This window comes from Sphingopyxis sp. (assembly GCF_025869345.1).
Lineage (GTDB): Bacteria > Pseudomonadota > Alphaproteobacteria > Sphingomonadales > Sphingomonadaceae > Sphingopyxis.
This window is the reverse complement of sequence record NZ_JAOZVW010000127.1, coordinates 1-17,457: the sequence shown is the minus strand read 5'-3', so window position 1 is coordinate 17,457 and position 17,457 is coordinate 1. Positions and strand designations below refer to the sequence as shown.

The 17,457-nt window shown below is 69.5% G+C and carries 15 protein-coding genes and 1 tRNA gene; 10 read left to right on the top strand and 6 right to left on the bottom strand.

What is annotated here, in order from left to right; all coding sequences use genetic code 11:
- Positions 1 to 396: 396 nt before the first annotated feature.
- Positions 397 to 1,263, bottom strand: a complete 867-nt coding sequence (locus OJI97_RS13570) for a LysR substrate-binding domain-containing protein (protein ID WP_297664288.1) — start codon at positions 1,261 to 1,263, stop codon at positions 397 to 399.
- Between the two features lie 105 nt (positions 1,264 to 1,368).
- On the opposite strand from OJI97_RS13570, the gene OJI97_RS13565 reads away from it, so the two are divergent.
- Genes OJI97_RS13565 through OJI97_RS13550 form a run of 4 tightly spaced genes read left to right on the top strand, consistent with a single transcriptional unit; the run spans position 1,369 to position 5,186 of the window.
- Entirely contained in the window at positions 1,369 to 2,820 is a 1,452-nt protein-coding gene (locus OJI97_RS13565; protein ID WP_297664286.1) for an amidohydrolase family protein, read from the top strand.
- Between the two features lie 4 nt (positions 2,821 to 2,824).
- Entirely contained in the window at positions 2,825 to 3,514 is a 690-nt protein-coding gene (locus OJI97_RS13560) for an ankyrin repeat domain-containing protein (RefSeq protein WP_297664284.1), read from the top strand.
- An 11-nt stretch (positions 3,515 to 3,525) separates the two neighbouring features.
- Positions 3,526 to 3,996 carry a nucleoside deaminase gene (locus tag OJI97_RS13555; RefSeq protein WP_297664282.1) on the top strand — a complete coding sequence of 157 codons (471 nt, stop codon included), beginning with the start codon at positions 3,526 to 3,528 and terminating at the stop codon, positions 3,994 to 3,996.
- Positions 3,993 to 5,186: a cyanate transporter gene (locus tag OJI97_RS13550; protein ID WP_297664280.1), complete on the top strand. Its 1,194-nt coding sequence runs from the start codon at positions 3,993 to 3,995 to the stop codon at positions 5,184 to 5,186. Before OJI97_RS13555 ends, OJI97_RS13550 begins: the two co-directional genes overlap by 4 nt.
- 10 nt (positions 5,187 to 5,196) lie before the next feature.
- Here the strand turns inward: OJI97_RS13550 and OJI97_RS13545 are convergent, their stop codons facing one another.
- Together OJI97_RS13545 and OJI97_RS13540 are read right to left on the bottom strand one after the other, a co-directional pair.
- Positions 5,197 to 5,892: an anti-sigma factor gene (locus tag OJI97_RS13545; RefSeq protein WP_297664278.1), complete on the bottom strand. Its 696-nt coding sequence runs from the start codon at positions 5,890 to 5,892 to the stop codon at positions 5,197 to 5,199.
- The gene (locus OJI97_RS13540) at positions 5,889 to 6,377 is read right to left on the bottom strand and encodes an RNA polymerase sigma factor (protein WP_297664276.1); all 489 of its coding nucleotides are present in this window, start codon (positions 6,375 to 6,377) and stop codon (positions 5,889 to 5,891) included. Before OJI97_RS13540 ends, OJI97_RS13545 begins: the two co-directional genes overlap by 4 nt.
- Positions 6,378 to 6,500: 123 nt before the next feature.
- Between OJI97_RS13540 and OJI97_RS13535 the strand changes: the two genes are divergently transcribed.
- On the top strand, positions 6,501 to 7,769 hold the full coding sequence (locus tag OJI97_RS13535) for a S8 family serine peptidase (RefSeq protein WP_297664274.1): 1,269 nt from the start codon (positions 6,501 to 6,503) through the stop codon (positions 7,767 to 7,769).
- A 92-nt stretch (positions 7,770 to 7,861) separates the two neighbouring features.
- Positions 7,862 to 8,794 carry a hypothetical protein gene (locus OJI97_RS13530; protein ID WP_297664272.1) on the top strand — a complete coding sequence of 311 codons (933 nt, stop codon included), beginning with the start codon at positions 7,862 to 7,864 and terminating at the stop codon, positions 8,792 to 8,794.
- A gap of 82 nt (positions 8,795 to 8,876) precedes the next feature.
- Here the strand turns inward: OJI97_RS13530 and OJI97_RS13525 are convergent, their stop codons facing one another.
- Together OJI97_RS13525 and OJI97_RS13520 are read right to left on the bottom strand one after the other, a co-directional pair.
- Positions 8,877 to 10,055, bottom strand: a complete 1,179-nt coding sequence (locus tag OJI97_RS13525) for a lipase family protein (RefSeq protein ID WP_297664271.1) — start codon at positions 10,053 to 10,055, stop codon at positions 8,877 to 8,879.
- A 131-nt stretch (positions 10,056 to 10,186) separates the two neighbouring features.
- Positions 10,187 to 13,090 (bottom strand): TonB-dependent receptor, encoded by a 2,904-nt coding sequence (locus OJI97_RS13520; protein WP_297664270.1) that lies wholly within the window; start codon positions 13,088 to 13,090, stop codon positions 10,187 to 10,189.
- 287 nt (positions 13,091 to 13,377) lie between these two features.
- Between OJI97_RS13520 and OJI97_RS13515 the strand changes: the two genes are divergently transcribed.
- Both OJI97_RS13515 and OJI97_RS13510 read left to right on the top strand, forming a co-directional pair.
- On the top strand, positions 13,378 to 13,959 hold the full coding sequence (locus OJI97_RS13515; protein WP_297664269.1) for a TetR/AcrR family transcriptional regulator: 582 nt from the start codon (positions 13,378 to 13,380) through the stop codon (positions 13,957 to 13,959).
- Between the two features lie 41 nt (positions 13,960 to 14,000).
- Positions 14,001 to 15,362 (top strand): amidohydrolase, encoded by a 1,362-nt coding sequence (locus OJI97_RS13510; protein ID WP_297664268.1) that lies wholly within the window; start codon positions 14,001 to 14,003, stop codon positions 15,360 to 15,362.
- Positions 15,363 to 15,413: 51 nt separating this feature from the next.
- On the opposite strand, the gene OJI97_RS13505 is transcribed toward OJI97_RS13510, so the two are convergent.
- A tRNA-Gln gene (locus OJI97_RS13505) sits at positions 15,414 to 15,487 on the bottom strand.
- 156 nt (positions 15,488 to 15,643) lie between these two features.
- On the opposite strand from OJI97_RS13505, the gene OJI97_RS13500 reads away from it, so the two are divergent.
- Positions 15,644 to 16,948, top strand: coding sequence for an FAD-dependent oxidoreductase (locus OJI97_RS13500; RefSeq protein ID WP_297664266.1), 1,305 nt, complete (start codon positions 15,644 to 15,646; stop codon positions 16,946 to 16,948).
- On the top strand, positions 16,945 to 17,364 hold the full coding sequence (locus tag OJI97_RS13495; RefSeq protein ID WP_297664264.1) for a DoxX family protein: 420 nt from the start codon (positions 16,945 to 16,947) through the stop codon (positions 17,362 to 17,364). Before OJI97_RS13500 ends, OJI97_RS13495 begins: the two co-directional genes overlap by 4 nt.
- Positions 17,365 to 17,457 lie beyond the last annotated feature (93 nt).

The following is a 17,457-nucleotide window of genomic DNA, read 5'->3' as shown; positions in this document are numbered from 1 at the left end:
GGCGCGCCCGTTTGCCGGGGACGCCGGACCAAAGCCGCATCCCGGCAAGGCGGGGTGCGACGGGAAGAACGACGGGCCGGCGCCATGCACCGGACCCGATCGGTAAAGGTCAAAACCTGCTGCTACACATGCGCATCGCAATACCCCTGCTGGGGGAACGCAATGCCTGGCGCCGTCGCCCGAGCATCACGCGCTTTAGCCGTTGGTAACGCGGAGCAAGCTGCTTCCCGGTCAAAAGCCGCGGGTCGAAGAGAAGAGGCGGGAGAGCCCGTCGCCCGTCTCGACCAGATCCGAACGACAAATTCAACTTAAAAGATTGATTTAGGAATCGTCAAGCGAAGAAATTCTTTCGGGCGGCGAGTTGCGGCTTGAATCCACCCTCCCCAACCCGCTCGCTCAAATCCCGAACGGCGCGCGATACGCCTCGTAGCGGCCCTGCAGCACCGCCTTGATATGGCCGAGCAGCAGGCCGATCTCGCCCGCATCCTCCCACGAATAGACCGAGACCGCCATCGCCGCCGCCTCTCCGAATCCGGCATAGGGGCGTATCCCGCACCCTTCGGCCGCGGCACGGGGCAGAAGCGAGAGGCCGAGCCCGGCCGCGACCGCGGTACGGACGCTGGCAAGGCTGGTCGCGGTGAAGGCGACGTACCAGTGGCGGCGGGCCCGCTCGACGCGCTCGAACATCGCCTCGCGATAAAGGCCGCCCGGCGGAAAGGTCACGAGCGGGACGGGATCGGCCCACGGCCGCGCGCGCTCCGCGCTCTCGAACCAGGCCATCGCCTCGGGAAAGCTCGCGCGATGGTCGGGGCTCGCGGCGGCTTCCTTGACGACGACGATGTCGAACTCGCCCGCGCGAAAACGGCGGTCGAGGTCGCGGCTGAGCCCGGTGGTAACGTCGAGGCGCACTTCGCGATGCCGCTCGGCGAAGCGCGCGAAGATTTCGCTCATCGGCAACGTCACGATATCCTCGGGAACCCCGATGCGGATCGCCGCGGTGCCGGCGCGGTCGGCAAGCAATGTCTCCGCCTCCTGCTGCAGCGCGAGGATGCGGCGCGCATAGCCGAGCAGCCGCTCGCCCGGCGCGGTGACGCGAACCGGCCGCGCCGCGCGGTCGATCAGCCCCTGCCCCACCGCCTGTTCGAGCCGCGCGAGTTGCTGGCTGATCGTCGACTGGGTGCTGTGCAGCCGCTCGGCCGCCTGCGTGAAGCTGCCTGTGTCGGCGATCGCGACGAAGGCGCGGAGGAGGCGCGGATCGAACATGACATCATCCTAAAGCTGAATGATAGGCATTTAAACATCTCATTGGAGAATGATGCGTCAAAGCCCTATCTGCGACGGATCATTCAACAACCGGGAATCGACGCCATGAAGAAGCTGGTATCCGCCCTCCTCGCGGGGCTCGCCCTGCTGCCCCTCTCCACCGCCGCCGCGAAGGAGCACGCCGACCTCATCATCCGCCACGCGACGATCGTCGATGTCGCGGGGGCGCGGCTGATCGCCGATCAGGCGGTTGCGACCAAAGGCGACGTGATCGTCGCGGTCGGCGGCGACGCGGAAGTCGCAAAGGCATGGTCCGCCGGACGCATCATCGACGGCAGGAGCCGCTTCCTGATCCCCGGCCTCTGGGACATGCACGTCCATTTCGGCGGCGGCCCGGCGCTGGTCGAGGAGAATAAGGCGCTGCTGCCGCTCTATGTCGCGCACGGCATCACGACGGTGCGCGACGCCTCGGGCGACCTGCCGAACGACGTGCTGGCGTGGCGCGGCGAGATCGCGAGCGGCAAATTGTTCGGCCCGACCTTGCTGAGCTCGGGGCCCAAGATCGAAGGCATCAAGCCGATCTGGAAGGGCACGCTCGAAACAGGATCGGAGGCCGACGTCGATGCGGCGGTCACCAAGCTGACCGGCCTTGGCGTCGATTTCGTCAAGATCACCGACAGCACGATGAAGCCCGACCTCTTCCTCTACGCGATCCGCAAGGTGCGCGCGGCGGGGCTGCGCGTCTCGGGCCATATCCCGCTCGCGCTGACCGTCGATCAGGCGGTCGACGCCGGGATCAGCTCGATCGAGCATATCGGCTATGCCTATAAGGCCGGGGTGAAGGACGAAGCGGCGATCGCCGCCGATTTCGCCGCCGGACGCATCGACCGCGCCGAGGCCTATCGCCGCATCGACGCGGGCTTCGACCCCGAAACCGCGATGGCCGCCTATCGCAAGCTCGCCGCGAAAGGCGTGTTCGTCACTCCGACGCTGAACGGCAGCCGCGTCATCGCCTATCTCGATCAGGACGATCACAAGAGCGACGATTATCTCGGCCTGATCGGCCCTGGCCTCCGCGCAACCTATCAGTGGCGCATCGATCGCGCCGCCAAGGCCGACGCTGCCGCTATCGCCGCGCGCCACGCCGAATATGAGCATGAGGCATCGGTGCTGCCGATGCTGCAAAAGGCGGGGGTGACGATCATGGCGGGAACCGACGCGGGCTTCCTCAACTCGTTCAACTATCCCGGCATCGCGCTGCATCAGGAACTCGGCATCTTCGTCGACAAGGGGCTGACCCCGGCAGAGGCGCTCGCCTCCGCGACGCGCGCCGGTCCCGCCTGGTTCGGCAAGCTCGACCATTATGGCGCGGTCGAGGCGGGCAAGGCCGCCGACCTCGTGCTGCTCGACCGCAACCCGCTTCAGGACATCGCCGCGACGCGCGCGATCCGCGCGGTGGTGCTGCGCGGCGCCGCCTACGACCGCGCGGCGCTCGACAAGATGCTCGCCGACACGCGCACCAAGGTCGCGGCGTGGAACGCCGCGGCGGCGAAGTGACGCGATGCGGATGGGCAGGCGAGCGGCGATCGGTGTCGCGCTGGCGGCAGCGGCCGTCGCGGCGCCGCTGGTCGGATCGGCGATCGGCATGGGGCAGGCGATGAGCGACCTGGGCCTGCACGACGCAGCGGCGAAGGATGATGCGGCGGCGATCCGCGCGCTGCTCGCTGCCGGCGCCGCGATCGACGCCCGCGACAACGCCGGGCGGACGCCGCTGCTCGTCGCAACGCAGGTCAACGGCATCCGCGCCGCCGAGGCGCTGATCGCGGCCGGCGCCGACGTCAACGCCAAGGACGGAATCGAGGACAGCCCCTATCTCTATGCTGGCGCACGCGGGCACGACGCGATCCTCGCGATGACGCTCGCGCATGGCGCCGACCTGGAAAGCGTCAATCGCTATGGCGGTACCGCGCTGATCCCGGCAGCCGAGCGCGGCCATGTCGAGACCGTCCGCACGCTGATCGCGGCGGGGGTCGATGTCGACCATGTCAACCGGCTCGGCTGGACCGCGCTGCTCGAGGCGATCATCCTCGGCGACGGCGGCCCGCCGCACCAGCGGATCGTCGAATTGCTCATCGCGGCGGGCGCCGACGTCAATCTCGCCGACGGCAACGGTGTCACGCCGCTGCACCATGCCCGCGGCCGCGGCTTCGCCGCAATGGAACAGGCGCTCGCCAAGGCCGGCGCCCGATAGGAAGGAAAGAAATGACCGAAGCAACCGAACGCTTCCTCACCGAAGCGATCGCCCTCGCACGCGCCAACGCCGACCATGGCGGCCGCCCCTTCGGCGCCGTCGTCGTCAGGGACGGCGCGGTGATCGCGACCGGGGTGAACGATATCCTCGCGACCGGCGATCCGACCGCACACGCCGAACTCGGCGCGCTCCGCGCCGCGAGCCGCGTGCTCGGCTCGCCCGACCTTGGCGGCTGCGCGGTCTTCGCGAGCGGCCATCCCTGCCCGATGTGCCTGGCGGCGATGCGCCTGTCGGGCATCGGCGCGGTCACCTATGCCTATTCGAACGAGGACGGCGCGCCCTATGGCCTGTCGACCGCCGCTATCTATGCCGATCTCGCCAAGCCCTTCGCCGAACAGGCGATGGCGATCCGCCATGTCCCGCAGGGCGAACCCGAGCTTTATGCCGACTGGGCGCGAAAGCAGCAGGCGAAGGCGGGATGAAAGCCGCCCGCCTGCTCCCGCTCGCGGCGATCGCGCTGATCGGCCTCAACCTGCGGCCCTTCCTGACCGGGATCGGGCCGCTCGCGGGGGCGATCAGCGCAGCGACGGGGCTGGGCTTGCAGGATATGGCGCTGCTGACCCTGCTGCCGATGCTCCTGATGGGGGTCGGCGCCTTCACCGGACCGCTGCTCCAGCGCCGGGTGGCGCCGCGGCGTCTGGTCGTGCTGGCGCTGGCGCTGCTCGCCTTCGGTTCTTTCCTCCGCCTGTTCGCCACGAACGGCACGCTGCTGCTCGGCACCGCGCTCCTCTGCGGGCTCGGCGTCGCGGTCGTTCAGGCGGTGCTGCCGGGCATCATCAAGCGCGATTTTCCGCAGCGCGTGGCGATCGTCATGGGCCTCTATTCGGCGATGCTGATGGGTGGCGGCGCGCTCGGCGCGCAGGCCGCCCCGCTCCTCGCCGAGGCGACCGGAAGCTGGCGCGTCGGCCTCGCCCTGTTCGCCGCGCCGGCGATGGCCGCGCTCGCGCTGGCGGCGCGTCTGCCGCGCGACCAGGCGCCGCCGGCAGGACGCGCAGCCATGGCCGCGCTGCTCCGCCGCCCGCGCACCTGGTTGCTGATGGCCTGTTTCGGGCTGGTCAACGGCGGCTATGCCTCGTCGGTCGCCTGGCTCGCCCCCTATTATCAGGCTCAGGGGCGCAGCGTCACCGCGAGCGGCGGTCTGCTCGCGGTGCTGGCGGTCGCGCAGGCGGCGGCGGCGCTGCTGCTGCCGATCGCGGCGCGCGGGCGGACCGACCGGCGCGGCTGGCTGGCGCTGACGCTCGCGATGCAGGCCGCGGGTTTCGCCGGGCTGGCCTTCGCGCCGCAGGCCGCGCCGCTCGTCATCGCGATCCTGCTCGGCGCCGGGCTCGGCGGCTGCTTCGCGCTGATGATGATCGTCGCGCTCGACCATCTGGCGGACGCGGCCGAGGCCGGCGCGCTGTCGGCGCTGATGCAGGGCGGCGGCTTCCTGCTCGCGGCGCTGCCGCCATGGATCGTCGCCGCGCTGCACGACCGCACCGGCGGCTTCGTCGCCGGCTGGCTGCTCCACCTCGGCTGCGTCGCGGTTGCCGCGATGCTGATCGCCCGCCTCGCGCCCGGCGGCTATGCCCGCGCCATGACGGCCGCCCCAAGGGTCCGGCCGGCGATCCTCTAGAGGGCGATGCTCAATCGGACCACCCCCGGTCGCGCGCGGCGCGCTCGGCGGCGGCGTCGAAGGGATCGCCCGCCAGCATCGCCGCCACATCGGCCGCCAGCGCGCCCGAGGAGGCCTGACGATAGTCTCGCCTGCCTTCCCCGCGCAGCGCGCGTTCGAGCGTCCAGCGTTCCCCCTCGCGGCATCCGATACCCGAAAGCACGGCGCCCTCGAAGCTGCGGCAGGTGCGGCCCTGTTTGTCGCGGAAGCTGAGGCCGATCCGCACCGCGGCATCGGCGGGCTGGTTCGAGGCGAGCTGCGTGTCGAGCGCCCGCGCCAGCGGCCCCGCGGCGACCAGCGTGCCGTTCGCGCTGGTCACGTCGGCCGCGGGCAGCCAAGGCTTCAGGCCGATCGTCAGCCCGAGCACCAGCGACGCCGCGATCGCCCCCCAATGGACCGGCGCGAAACGCGCGCGCTTCGCTTCGCGGCGGTCGGCGAGGCTGGTGTCGACCCTGGCGTCCACCAGCAGCGCGCGCAGCCGTTCGGGCACCGCCTCTTCGGCAACGGGCGCGAAATGCGCCGTCAGCCGGGCCTTCAGCGCGCGGTGGCGCGCGATCTCGGCCGCCAGCGCCGGATCGCTCTCGGCCTCGCGCGCGATCCGGCGTGCCGTGAGGTCGTCGAGTTCGCCATCGACGAAAGCGGCGACGGTGGCGGGGTCGAAGCTCATGCCGCCTCTCCCAGCAAATGCATCAACGTCTCGCGGCCGCGCGCGAGGCGCGAGGTGACGGTGCCGATCGGCACCTCCAATATTTCGGCCGCCTCGCGATAGGCATAGCCTTCGACGAGGACGAGCATCACCACCTCGCGCTGTTCGTCGGGGAGCCGCGCCATCGCGCCATCGACATCGCCGCGCAGCGCGCCGGCCTCGACCTCGGCGGCGCCGTCGCCCACGACCTGCGTCGCGGCCTCGTCGATAGGACTATGGACGCCGCGCCGGCCCGCCGCGCGGCGCTCGTCGATCCAGAGATTGCGGGTGATGCGGTACATCCAGCTGTCCAGTCTCGTTCCGTCTTGCCACTGTTCGCGCGATTTCAGCGCGCGCTCGATCGCCGCCTGGCACAGGTCGTCGGCGTCGCTGGCGCTCTGCGCCAGTCCGCGCGCGAAACGGCGCAGACGCGGCAGCAGCTCGACCAGTTCCTCTTCAAAGCGCATGATCGCCTTTTCGATTGTCCGAGGAAGAAACGACAGCCTTCTATCGTTTCTTCCGCGACATGCTAAATTTTTCCGGGAAAACGCTCCCCATTTCGTCCGGGGGCGATTTTTGCGAGAGGTGAGATGAAACTCCGGGCCGCCCTGCCGATGATGCTTTGCCTGCTGATCGTCGCGATCGGACCGCGCGCGGACGCGCAGCTTGCCCTGCCGCAGGTCCAGATTCCCGACCCGGCGCACACGCTGCCGCCGTTGCCCGAGCTGAACGCCGAGCCTTTGCTCTCGGCGGGCGACCGGCTGACCGGGCTCCGGCTCGACCGGATCACCGCGCTGCTGCGCCGCCATCGCGAGAGCATCGAACTCGACGACCGCGGCGAGCCCGTGGTGCGCGGCGTCCTCGTCGCGAGCGGGATCGACGCGGCGATGATCGCGCGCGCGGGCCAGCACGGCTTCGAGCTGCTCGACCGCGACCATATCGCGGGACTCGACCTCGACATCGCGCGCTTTCGCGTGCCCGAAGGGCGCAGCCTCGCACGCGCGCGCAAGCAATTGGCGAAGCTGCTCCCCGCGGCCGAGATCGATGTCGACAATCTCTATTTCGCCAGCGGGCCGGGCGGAGCGTTGCCGCACGCAGCGCTCGCGGCGGCGGCGGGCGCGGGACCGGCGGCGCTCGGCCTGATCGACGGCGGCGTCGCCGCGCATCCATCGATCGCGGGACGCGTCGAACAGCGCGGCTTTGCGACGGGCGCGCCGTCGGCAAACCGCCACGGGACGGCGGTCGCCTCGCTGCTGGTCGGGACCGGGCCGGTGCGCGGGGCCGCGCCGGGGCGGCGGCTGCTCGCGGCCGATGTCTATGGCACCGACCCCGCGGGCGGCAATGCGAGCGCGATCGCCCGCGCGCTGGGCTGGCTGGTCGAAAGGGGCGTTGCGGTGACGACGATCAGCCTCGTCGGACCCGACAACAAGCTGCTGTCGGCGGCGGTCCTCCGCGCGCGGCAGCGCGGGATGCTGATCGTCGCGGCGGTCGGCAACGACGGGCCCGCCGCGCCGCCCGCCTATCCGGCCTCCTATCCCGGCGTCTTCGCGGTGACGGGGGTCGATGCGAAAGACCGCGCGCTTCCCGAGGCGGGGCGCGCGCTGCACGTCGACTTCGCGGCGCCCGGCGATGCGGTGCTGGCGGCGACCGGCGCGCAGAGCACCGACCGGCTGCGCGGCACCTCCTTCGCGGCGCCGCTCGTCGCGGGCCGGCTCGCGCTCCGCTATCCCGCGCCGTCGATCGATGCCATCGGTCCGGCGGTCGCCGCCCTCGTGATGGAGGCGCGCGATCTCGGCAAAAGAGGCCGTGACAAAATCTATGGTCACGGCCTGATCTGCGGCACCTGCGGCGGCCGCTGACCCGCTGCCGAAATTATTCGGAAGAAAATCGACCCCGGCATCGTTCTCTCCACAGGCCCACCCCTCCGGGCCGCAGATTCAGGAGCAGGACAATGACCCATCGCATTTTCATTCCGGCCCTCGCGCTCGCCGCGTCGGCCATGGCCTTCTCGGCGCCCGCCGCGGCGCAATTGCTCGGCGGCAGCGGCGGCCTCACCGGCGGCCTCGGCGGCACGCTGGGCGGCACCCTCGGCAACCCGACCGGCCCGATCAGCGGCACGCTCGGCAGCGCCGGCGAACTGGCCGGCTCGGGCCGCGGCGAAGCGAATGTCGATCGCCGCTCGGGCCGCGTGCATGGCAAGGGCAGCGCAGACGGCAAGGGCTCGGCGAACGGCAACGGCGATCTGCTCGGCCATGCCGTCGGCGGCAGCGCCAACGGCTCGGGCGGCGCCTCGGGAAGCGGCAGCCTCGACGCGCAGGCGGTCGGCACCGATTTCGTCGGCCAGACCGCGCAGGGCGCCACCGGCACGCTTCAGGGCACGGCCCAGAGCACCACATCGACCGTCACCGGGACGACCCGCGGTGCGGTCGGGACTGTCCGCGACCGGGCAGGCGGCACGCTGTCGAACGTCTCGGGCAGCACCAGCGCCGCCGGTTCGGCCGCGGGCAGCTTCCAGGGCGCGCTGGGTCAACTCGCCGCCGCGGGCAGCGGCGCGGCCAGCGGCAGCGGCATGTTCGCGGTCGAGCCCGGCATGGCGGTGACCGATGCGCGCGGCAAGGTGATCGGTTATGTGCAGGAACTGCGCCAGACCGGGCGCGGAGTCGTCGAGGCCGTCACGGTCGAGGTCGGCAACCGCGTCGCGACGCTTCCCGCCGCCAGCTTCGCGGGGTCGGGCGACGTGCTCGTCACCGGCATGACCAAGGGCCAGCTCAAGGACACCGCCCAGCAGCAGGAACAGACCGCGAGCCAGCCCGCGCCGCAAGCGAGCGAGCCCGCATCGCAGGGAAGCAACCGCGCCGAACGCGGCAACACCCGCGACCGCTGATTTCAGGGTCCCTCATCATCGCGAGCGGAGCGACGCCATCCTTGCGTCGCTCCGCTCGCTCGATTCGCGTCGCGCGAACCCGTCAGCTTGCCTTGGACGAACAGGTTCCGGCGACGGGTTTGCCCGCCATCACCTGCTGCGCGAACAGGCGCGAATCGGTGAAGGAGCGGTTGACCGTCCCCGAATGGTCGAGCCCCGGATAGACGTGCCATTCGATCGTCGAACCCGCGGCGCAGGCGCCATCGACGACCGTTTTCTGCATCGCCGCGGGCGTGTCGACATCCTCGGCGCCGGTGCCGATGAACACCGGCGTGGCGATATGCAGCGTCGGATAGCCGGCATAGGTCAGCATCGGCGCATAATGGTGCCAGAAGTCGGTCTTGAAGCTGTTGGCGCGGGTCAGTCCCGCCTCGACCACCGCATTGAACATACCGACCACGCAGGTGTCGGCGGCACGCTGGTAAAGCGGCATCGCGCGCTCGGTCAGCACCGCCGCGGGGTCGTAGCTGGGATCGATCTGCTGCGCCGCCGAAGCGATGTAGAGCAGATAGGCGATCAGCCGGTCGGGCTTGTCGCCGTCGCTGCGGCTCGTTTCCCCCGCTACGGCGAGGTTGGGCAGGCCGGTGGCGATCGTCCCGCGCAGATTGACGTCGGGTGCATAGTCCGCCGCATAGCCTGCGGTGGCGAAGGCCGCGCCGGCGCCCTGCGACTGGCCGACGAGCAGCACCTTGTTCGCGAGGCCGAAATCGCCGCCGAGCACCGCGCGCACCGAATCGAGCACCGAATAAGCCTCGACGCGGGTGTTCAGATAGGCGTGCGGTCCGGGTCCGCCCAACCCCTGATAATCGGTCGCGACGACGGCGTAGCCCTCACCCAGCCAATGATCGAGGTAAGTGCGGTCGCGCGCCGAACGCGCGTTGCGCGACGGCGCGCAATCGTCGCCGATGCCAACGGTGCCGTGCGCCCAGGCGATCAGCGGCCAGCCTCCCGCGGGCGGCGTGCCCTTGGGGATGAACAGCGCGCCGGTCACCGGCACCGCGCCGCTGCCGGTGACGCCGTCGGTCGAGCCGTAACGGATCGCAAAGGCCCGCGCCGCGCCGTCGAGACCGAACTCGAGCGCGAGCGGTGCGCTTTCGATCAGCGTTCCCGCCACGGGAGCCGGCGCCGCCTGCGCGGCGGGCACCTCTGCCGCCAGCGCCGGGGTTCCCGCCGCAAGGCCGAAGGCGGCGAGGACCGCCGCCGATCGCATCCATTTCGACATAGCTCTTCTCCTTTGGATTAACTCACTCCGTCATTGCGAGCGGAGCGAAGCAATCCAGGGCGGTCTAAGCCCACTCTGGATTGCCGCGCGGCTTCGCCGCTCGCAATGACGGGTTCTTCCAGCATCACGCCTTAGAAGCGCGCCGTCGCGGCGAGATAATAGGTGCGGCCGAGCACGTCATAGGTGCCCGCGTCGGTCTGGCCGAGCACCCCGCTGACCACCGGCGGCGTCTTGTCGAACAGATTGTTCACCCCGAAGCGCAGGCTGAAGCGCTCGGCCGGGTCGACGCGCAGCGAGAGGTCGAAATAGTCGTAGGCCTTGACCCCCGGCGTCGTGCTCGCGACGTTCGTGACCTTCGACGCGTCCATCATCGCGCCGATGTGCCGCCAGCGCACCAGCGCGCTCATGCTGTCGGTGCCGAAAGTGAAGGAGGTCGTCGAGCGCCAGCGCGGCAGCGTGGTTCCCGATCCGATCGTGCGGCCGAAATCCTGGAACGGCCCGCCGGGGAGATTCTGAATCTCGAACTTGTCGAGATAGTTGATCACCGACGAGATGCCGAAGCGCCCCGACCCGTCGCCGAGCCCGACATCGGCGAGCCGCACCGACCAGTCGAGCTGGACGTCGACCCCCGCGGTCTTGTAGCCGCCGAGGTTCAGATAGGGTTGCAGCGCGTTGGTGATGCCGCCCGAATTGACGTCGCGGCCGATCAGCGCGCAGAAGAAATTATTCGCGTCGTAACTCGGGTTGCTGCCGTCGGCGTTGAAGCATTTGTTGAGCGACACCGACACCGGGATCGTCGCGATCGCGTCGTCGATCGCGATGTTATAATAATCGACCGACGCGCGCAGGTTCGACAGCCACGGCGAGGCCGCGCGCGGCGACAGCACCGCGCCGACCGTCCAGGTATCGGCCTTTTCGGGCTTCAGATTGGCGTTGCCCGACAGGAAGGCCGCGACCTGCGTGACGTTGTTGACATAGGAGTCGGCGAGCACATCGGGCATCCCCTGCGCGACGCAGATCGCACGCACCTGCGCCGCGTTGGCGCCTTTGCGGAACGTGCTGCGGATGTCGCACGGATCGCCGGCGCCGTTGGTGACCGAACCGATGGTGGGGAAGAGGCCGGTGGTCGCGGTATAAAGCTCGCCGACGTTCGGCGCGCGGATCGCGCGCTGATAGCCGCCGCGCAAGCGCACGCCGCTCACCACGGTCCAGTCGACATCGACCTTGTAGGTCGAAACCCCGCCGCTCTGCTTATAGTCGGAATAGCGATAGGCCGCGTCGATGGTGAGGTCCTGAATCAGCGGAATGTCGTGGAGCAGCGGGATCAACAGCTCGGCATAGGCTTCCTTCGCACTCGTCGAGCCCGCGGTCGGCGAGGTGCGCGCGATCGCGACGATATTGCCGGTGACCTGCTCGGGATCGGGGGTGAAGGCGAAGGTGTTGCGACGATAGCCGACGCCCGCCGCGAAGCGCAGTTCGCCCGCGGGAAGCTGCGCGATGCCGCCCTGCAGGTTGAGCTCGACGACGTCCTGCTTTGTCTCGGTGCGGTTGCGCGTCACGCCGCTGATGAAGGCGACGCATTCGGGCGAGTTGGTGACCGCGAACGGATTATAGCCGCCCGAACAGATCGACGCGCCGCCGTCGGCGGCCGACGCCAATTGCTGCACCTTGCTGGTGAAGACCGAGCCGTAGGAGATGTCGTCGACGATGCTCTTGCCCGTCGAGCCATAGAGCTCCCAGGTGACGCCGCTGGCGCCGAACTTGCCCGAGGCGCCGCCGAGGACCTGCCACGTCGTCGCCTTGTGATCGACGCTGCGCGGCCCCGCCTCGCTGTAGCGCTTGGTCACGACGACCGGCGCGGCCGGATTGGCGCGCGAATCGAGAATGGGGTCCAGCGCGGCCGGAATGAAGGGGTTCGAGCGTGGAACGCGAATCGTCCACAGCCCGGCGTTCGGGGCGGGGTCCTGGATCGTCGTCGAGGTATAGTCGGTATAAAGCCCCTGGACGAACAGCTTGATATTGTCGCTCGCCTCGAAGGTCGCGCGGCCGAAGGTCGAAATGCGCTCGAGCGGGATCTGCGTATAGGTCGTCGACGGCACCTGCAGCAGCGCCTGCCCGTTGTTGTAGAGATAGGGCTGATTGTCGCGATAGTTGTAGACGCCGCGCCCGTTGGCGAAGAGCGTGCCGTCCGAATTGACGCCGATCCCGGATGAAGGGATCACCGATCCCGGCGCAATGCCGTAGGCGGCAAAGGCTTCGTCGAGCTTTTTCTGGCTGGCGGGGTTGGCGCCGGGGGTGAAGATGCCGAACGGGATCGTCCCCGACACGCCCTGATTGCGGCGGAAGAAGGCACGGTTGTTGATGCCCACCGCGTCGCGGTCGGTATAGGCCGCGCCGACGATGATCCGGCCGCGGCCGTCGGCGAAGCGCGTGCCCGCGCCGATCGAAATCTCGCGAATGCCGCCGTCACCGCGCTCGGTCAGCGTGTTCTGGCCCGAAATCTCGATGCCGTCGAGGTCGCGCACCTTGAAGTTGACGACGCCCGAGATGGCGTCGGAGCCATAGACCGCCGAGGCGCCGCCGCTGATGATCTCGGTCCCGCCGACGAGGATCGAGGGGATGGTGTTGATGTCGATGACCTGGCTGGAATTTGACGGCTGCAGGCGGCGGCCGTCGAGCAGCACGAGGTTGCGCTGCGGGCCGAGGCCGCGCAGGTTGAGCGTCGCCTGTCCGGTCGCGTTGAGGTCGTTCGAGAAGGCGGTCGACCCGGCGGAGAATTGCGGAAGCTGGTTGAGCGCGCCTTCCAGCGTCGCCTGCCCCGTCGCCGCGACGGCGTCGGCGCCCAGCGTGACGATCGGGCTCGCGGCCTCGAAATCGCGGCGCGCGATGCGCGAGCCGGTGACGACGATTTCGCTCGCGCCCGCATCGGCCGCCGTCTCGGCGGCGGCAGGCTCGTCCTGCGCGAAGGCGGGGGTGCCGGCGAGCGCGAGAGCCGACGCCGAAATCACGAGCAACACTTTGCGATTATCCAACATATCGAGAGCCCTTCCCTGTCTGCCTGCCGCGGCGATGCGAGGGCTTGATCGCCCCTTCGTCATTATCTGTCGCTGCCGCGAACAATTTCGATACAAATATGCATCGAAATGAAGTCTTGGCGCAAAATCGATACGCATGTCAATCCCCCGGCACGGCCGGCAACGACGGCGTTGGCGGCGGGAATGGCGCGAAACCCTTGACCCCGCACAAAATATCGATACAATCATGTATCGATATTATTCATTCGCCTGGGGCAGCGCGATCGGGCATTGCGGGTGCGGGACAGATGGAAGTCACGGCAGTGGGCGACAGGGACACGACGGCGGGGCGGCCGCGGCAGGCGGAGCTCGACGACCGGATCAAGCAAAGCGCCGTCGCCATATTGGGCGCCCACGGCTTCGCAGGCCTGTCGATCAATCGCATCTGCCAGCACGCCGGCATTCCCCGCCCGACCTTCTATCGCCGCTGGCCCTCGGCGGTCGCGGCGCTCGTCGACGCCTTCAACGACCGCTTCGACGATGCGCTGCTTGCCGATAGCGGCGACGCTGCCGCCGACCTGCTGGCTTTCGCGATCGCCGTCCGCAACCGCTACGACGACCCGGTCGTCGGCACCTGCCTGCCCGCCATCTACGAGGCACGGCGGGTCGCGCCCGACCTCATCGCCCCGATCATCGACGCGCAGCGCCAGCGGCGCAAAGCCAATGTCGCGACGCTGACCCGCGCGCTCGGCGAACAGGGCATCACTCCCGTCCTGTCATCCTTTGAAATCAATTTCGCGATCGCCGCCGCGATCGACCAGGGCTATCTCGCCCGCCGTCCGGTCGCCGACGATTTCCTGCACCGCCTGGTCACCGCGCTCCTGCGCTGACCCGGCCTGTCCCTTTCCGTTCGAACCGTGGAGACTGCCCGATGCGCAAGATATTGCTGACCCTGACCGCCGGCCTGACGGCGCTGCCCGCCCTTGCCCAGACCGCACCGGCGGCCCCGGCCGCGCCCGGCTTCGACGCTGCCGCCGCGCTCGCCCGGATCGACGCGACGATCGACAAGCAATATCCGCACCTCGACGCGCTCTACAAGGATCTCCACGCGCATCCCGAGGTCGGCTTTCAGGAGGTGCGCACCGCCGCGATCCTTGCGGCCGAGATGCGCAAGCTCGGCTTCACCGTCACCGAAAAGGTCGGCAAGACCGGCATCGTCGCGATCCTCAAGAACGGCGAGGGCCCGACCCTGCTCGTCCGCGCCGAGATGGACGCGCTGCCGATGGAGGAGAAGACCGGCCTCCCCTATGCCAGCCGCGCGCAGCAGACCGTCGACGGCAAGCTGAGCTTCGTCGACCATAGCTGCGGCCACGACAGCCATATGGCGTGGTGGGTCGGCGCCGCCGCGGCGCTCGCGGCGATGAAGGACCAGTGGCACGGCACGCTGATGTTCATCGGCCAGCCGTCGGAGGAGACTGTCAGCGGCGCGAAGGCGATGATCGCCGACGGGCTCTTCACCCGCTGGCCCAAGCCCGATTTCGGTTTTGCCGCGCACGTCGCGCCGATGCCGGTCGGCACGGTGATGGTGAAGGACGGCGTCGTCAGCTCGGCGTCGGACGCGATCGACATCACCTTCAACGGCGTCGGCGCGCACGGCTCGATGCCCGACAAGAGCATCGACCCGGTGATGATGGGCAGCCGCTTCGTCACCGACGTCCAGTCGATCATCAGCCGCGAAAAGGACCCCAAGGCGTTCGGCGTCGTCACCGTCGGCGCCTTCACCGCGGGCACGGTCAACAACATCATCCCCGACCATGCCGACCTCAAGCTGACGCTGCGCTCGCACGACGATGCGACGCGCAAGCTGCTGGTCGAGGGCGTCGAGCGCACCGCGCGCGCGGTCGCGGCGATGGCGCACGCGCCCGAGCCGACGATCACCCAGCCGACGGGCACCAACGCGGTCCACAACGACGCCGCGCTGTCGGCACGGTCGGCGGCGATGCTGAAGACGGTCTTCGGCAAGGATGTGCAATTCGTCCCCGCCAGCGAATCGGGCGGCACCGCGAGCGAGGATTATTCGGTCTTCATCGACGAAGGCGTGCCGTCGGTCTTCTTCGCGATCGGCGGCTACGACCCGGCGACGATCGCGCGCTACAAGGCCGAGGGAAAGCCGCTTCCGGTCAATCACTCGCCCTATTTCGCGCCGGTTCCCGAACCGACGATCAAGCGCGGCGCGCAGACGCTGGCGCTGTCGGCGATGATGGTGCTGGGGAACGGCGCGGGGGCGAAATAGCGCCCCGCCGCCATCGCCGGGCCTCCGCCGCTGATTGTCCGGGTGAAGTCTTGGATGCCCCGCGAGGATTCGAACCTCGATAGACGGAATCAGAATCCGTAGTCTTACCATTAGACGACGGGGCAATGAGGCGGGCGCAATATGATTGCGCGGCGCGCCTGTCAAGGCCGCTGCGCCCCCATGCAACAGCCCGCTTGCTCTGGCGCATTTCGCCGCTAGCATCATCCCCAAGAAAAAGGGGCCGCGTCCCGGCGCAGGCGCCCGATCATGGAGGTGGACTGATGCGTCATGTCGCGATCGTCGGGTCGGGTCCGGCGGGCTATTATACCGCCGAAGCCTTGCAAAAGGCCGAGGATATCGCAATCGACGTCATCGACCGGCTGCCCGTCCCCTATGGCCTGATCCGCACCGGGGTCGCCCCCGATCATCAGTCGATCAAGGCGGTGTCGCGCCGCTACGAAGGCGTCGCGCTCACCGACAATGTCCGCTTCGTCGGCCATGTCTCGGTCGGCGGCGACATCGGCATCGACGAGCTCACCGGGCTGTACGACGCGGTTGTGCTCGCGACCGGCGCGCCGCACGACCGGCCGCTCGACATCCCCGGCGCCGACCGGCCGGGGGTGATCGGCAGCGCCGCCTTCGTCGGCTGGTACAACGGCCATCCCGATTTCGCTACGCTCGACCCGCCGCTCGACGCGCCGGGCGTGGTGGTGATCGGCAACGGCAACGTCGCGCTCGACGTTGCGCGCATCCTCGCCAAGACCCCGGCCGAATTCGCGGGCAGCGACATCGTCGCCCACGCGCGCGACGCGCTGTCGGCGAGCGCGGTGCGCGAGATCCACATCCTCGGCCGCCGCGGCCCGCACCAGATCGCGATGACCCCCAAGGAGCTCGGCGAGCTCGGCCATCTCGAACGCGCAAGCCCGCGCGTCGACCCCGCCGACCTGCCGCCCGAGGGCGACGACGCGATGCTCGAGCCGGGGATGCGCAAGTCGGTGACGCATCTGCGCGGTTTCGCCGCGAACCCGGTCGCCAAGCCGGTGACGATCGACTTCGACTTCTTCGCCATGCCGGTCGCAATCGAGGGCGCCGCAAGCGGGGACGGCCGGGTCCAGCGCGTCATCGTCGAAAAGACCGAGCTCGACGCAGATCTCCGCAGCCACGGCACGGGGGAGACCTATGCGATCGAGGCGGGGCTGGTCGTGAGCTGCATCGGCTATCAGACCCCGCCGATCCCCGGCGTCCCCTATGAGCATGGCCGCGGCCGCTTCGCGAGCGACGAGGGGCGCATCCTGCCCGGCCTCTACGCGGTCGGCTGGGCGCGGCGCGGGCCGTCGGGGACGATCGGCACCAACAAGCCCGACGGCGCGCGGATCGCCGAACTGGTGCTGGAGGATATTGGCCGCGGCGCCGGCAAGGCGGGGCGCGCGGGGCTCGACGCGCTGCTCGCGAGCCGCGGCGTCGCGCCGGTCACCTTCCGCGACTGGCGCCGGATCGAGGCGGCCGAGGTCGCCGCCGCGATCGACGGCAACCCGCGCGAGAAATTCACCAGCGTCGAGGCGATGCTCGCCGCGATCGGGCGGTGACGCCGCGCGCCGCCGGCTTTTGGCGCAGCGCGCTGCGCTGGTTGCTGACGCTCGCCTATGCCTATGCGGGCTATCGCCACCTGACCACCCCCGCGCCGTTCGTCGCGATCACCCCGCCGTGGGTGCCGCAGCCCGCGTTCGTCGTCGCCGCTACCGGGGTCGCCGAACTGGCGGGCGCGCTGGGGCTGATGATCCCGCGGACGCGCAAGGCGGCGGGCTGGGGGCTCGCGCTCTATGCACTCTGCGTCTGGCCCGCGAATTTCCACCACGCCTTCGCGCATGTCGCGATCGGCGGCACGACGCTCGGCTGGGGATATCACGCCCCGCGCCTCGCCGCGCAGCCGCTGATCATCTGGTGGGCGCTATGGGCGAGCGGCGCGATCGATTGGCCGTTCGGAACGAAAGAAAAAACCTAGAGCGGCGAGCCTCAAATGGACACACCGCCCCGTTCGTGTCGAGCGAAGTCGAGACACCCATCGCTGTAGCGCTGCCCCGATGGGTGTCTCGAC

Coding starts and splice junctions, on each gene's coding strand:
- OJI97_RS13570 (WP_297664288.1), bottom strand. CDS start 1,263: ATGTTCGATCCGCGCCTCCTCCGCGCCTTCGTCGCGATCGCCGACACA.
- OJI97_RS13565 (WP_297664286.1), top strand. CDS start 1,369: ATGAAGAAGCTGGTATCCGCCCTCCTCGCGGGGCTCGCCCTGCTGCCC.
- OJI97_RS13560 (WP_297664284.1), top strand. CDS start 2,825: ATGCGGATGGGCAGGCGAGCGGCGATCGGTGTCGCGCTGGCGGCAGCG.
- OJI97_RS13555 (WP_297664282.1), top strand. CDS start 3,526: ATGACCGAAGCAACCGAACGCTTCCTCACCGAAGCGATCGCCCTCGCA.
- OJI97_RS13550 (WP_297664280.1), top strand. CDS start 3,993: ATGAAAGCCGCCCGCCTGCTCCCGCTCGCGGCGATCGCGCTGATCGGC.
- OJI97_RS13545 (WP_297664278.1), bottom strand. CDS start 5,892: ATGAGCTTCGACCCCGCCACCGTCGCCGCTTTCGTCGATGGCGAACTC.
- OJI97_RS13540 (WP_297664276.1), bottom strand. CDS start 6,377: ATGCGCTTTGAAGAGGAACTGGTCGAGCTGCTGCCGCGTCTGCGCCGT.
- OJI97_RS13535 (WP_297664274.1), top strand. CDS start 6,501: ATGAAACTCCGGGCCGCCCTGCCGATGATGCTTTGCCTGCTGATCGTC.
- OJI97_RS13530 (WP_297664272.1), top strand. CDS start 7,862: ATGACCCATCGCATTTTCATTCCGGCCCTCGCGCTCGCCGCGTCGGCC.
- OJI97_RS13525 (WP_297664271.1), bottom strand. CDS start 10,055: ATGTCGAAATGGATGCGATCGGCGGCGGTCCTCGCCGCCTTCGGCCTT.
- OJI97_RS13520 (WP_297664270.1), bottom strand. CDS start 13,090: ATGTTGGATAATCGCAAAGTGTTGCTCGTGATTTCGGCGTCGGCTCTC.
- OJI97_RS13515 (WP_297664269.1), top strand. CDS start 13,378: ATGGAAGTCACGGCAGTGGGCGACAGGGACACGACGGCGGGGCGGCCG.
- OJI97_RS13510 (WP_297664268.1), top strand. CDS start 14,001: ATGCGCAAGATATTGCTGACCCTGACCGCCGGCCTGACGGCGCTGCCC.
- OJI97_RS13500 (WP_297664266.1), top strand. CDS start 15,644: ATGCGTCATGTCGCGATCGTCGGGTCGGGTCCGGCGGGCTATTATACC.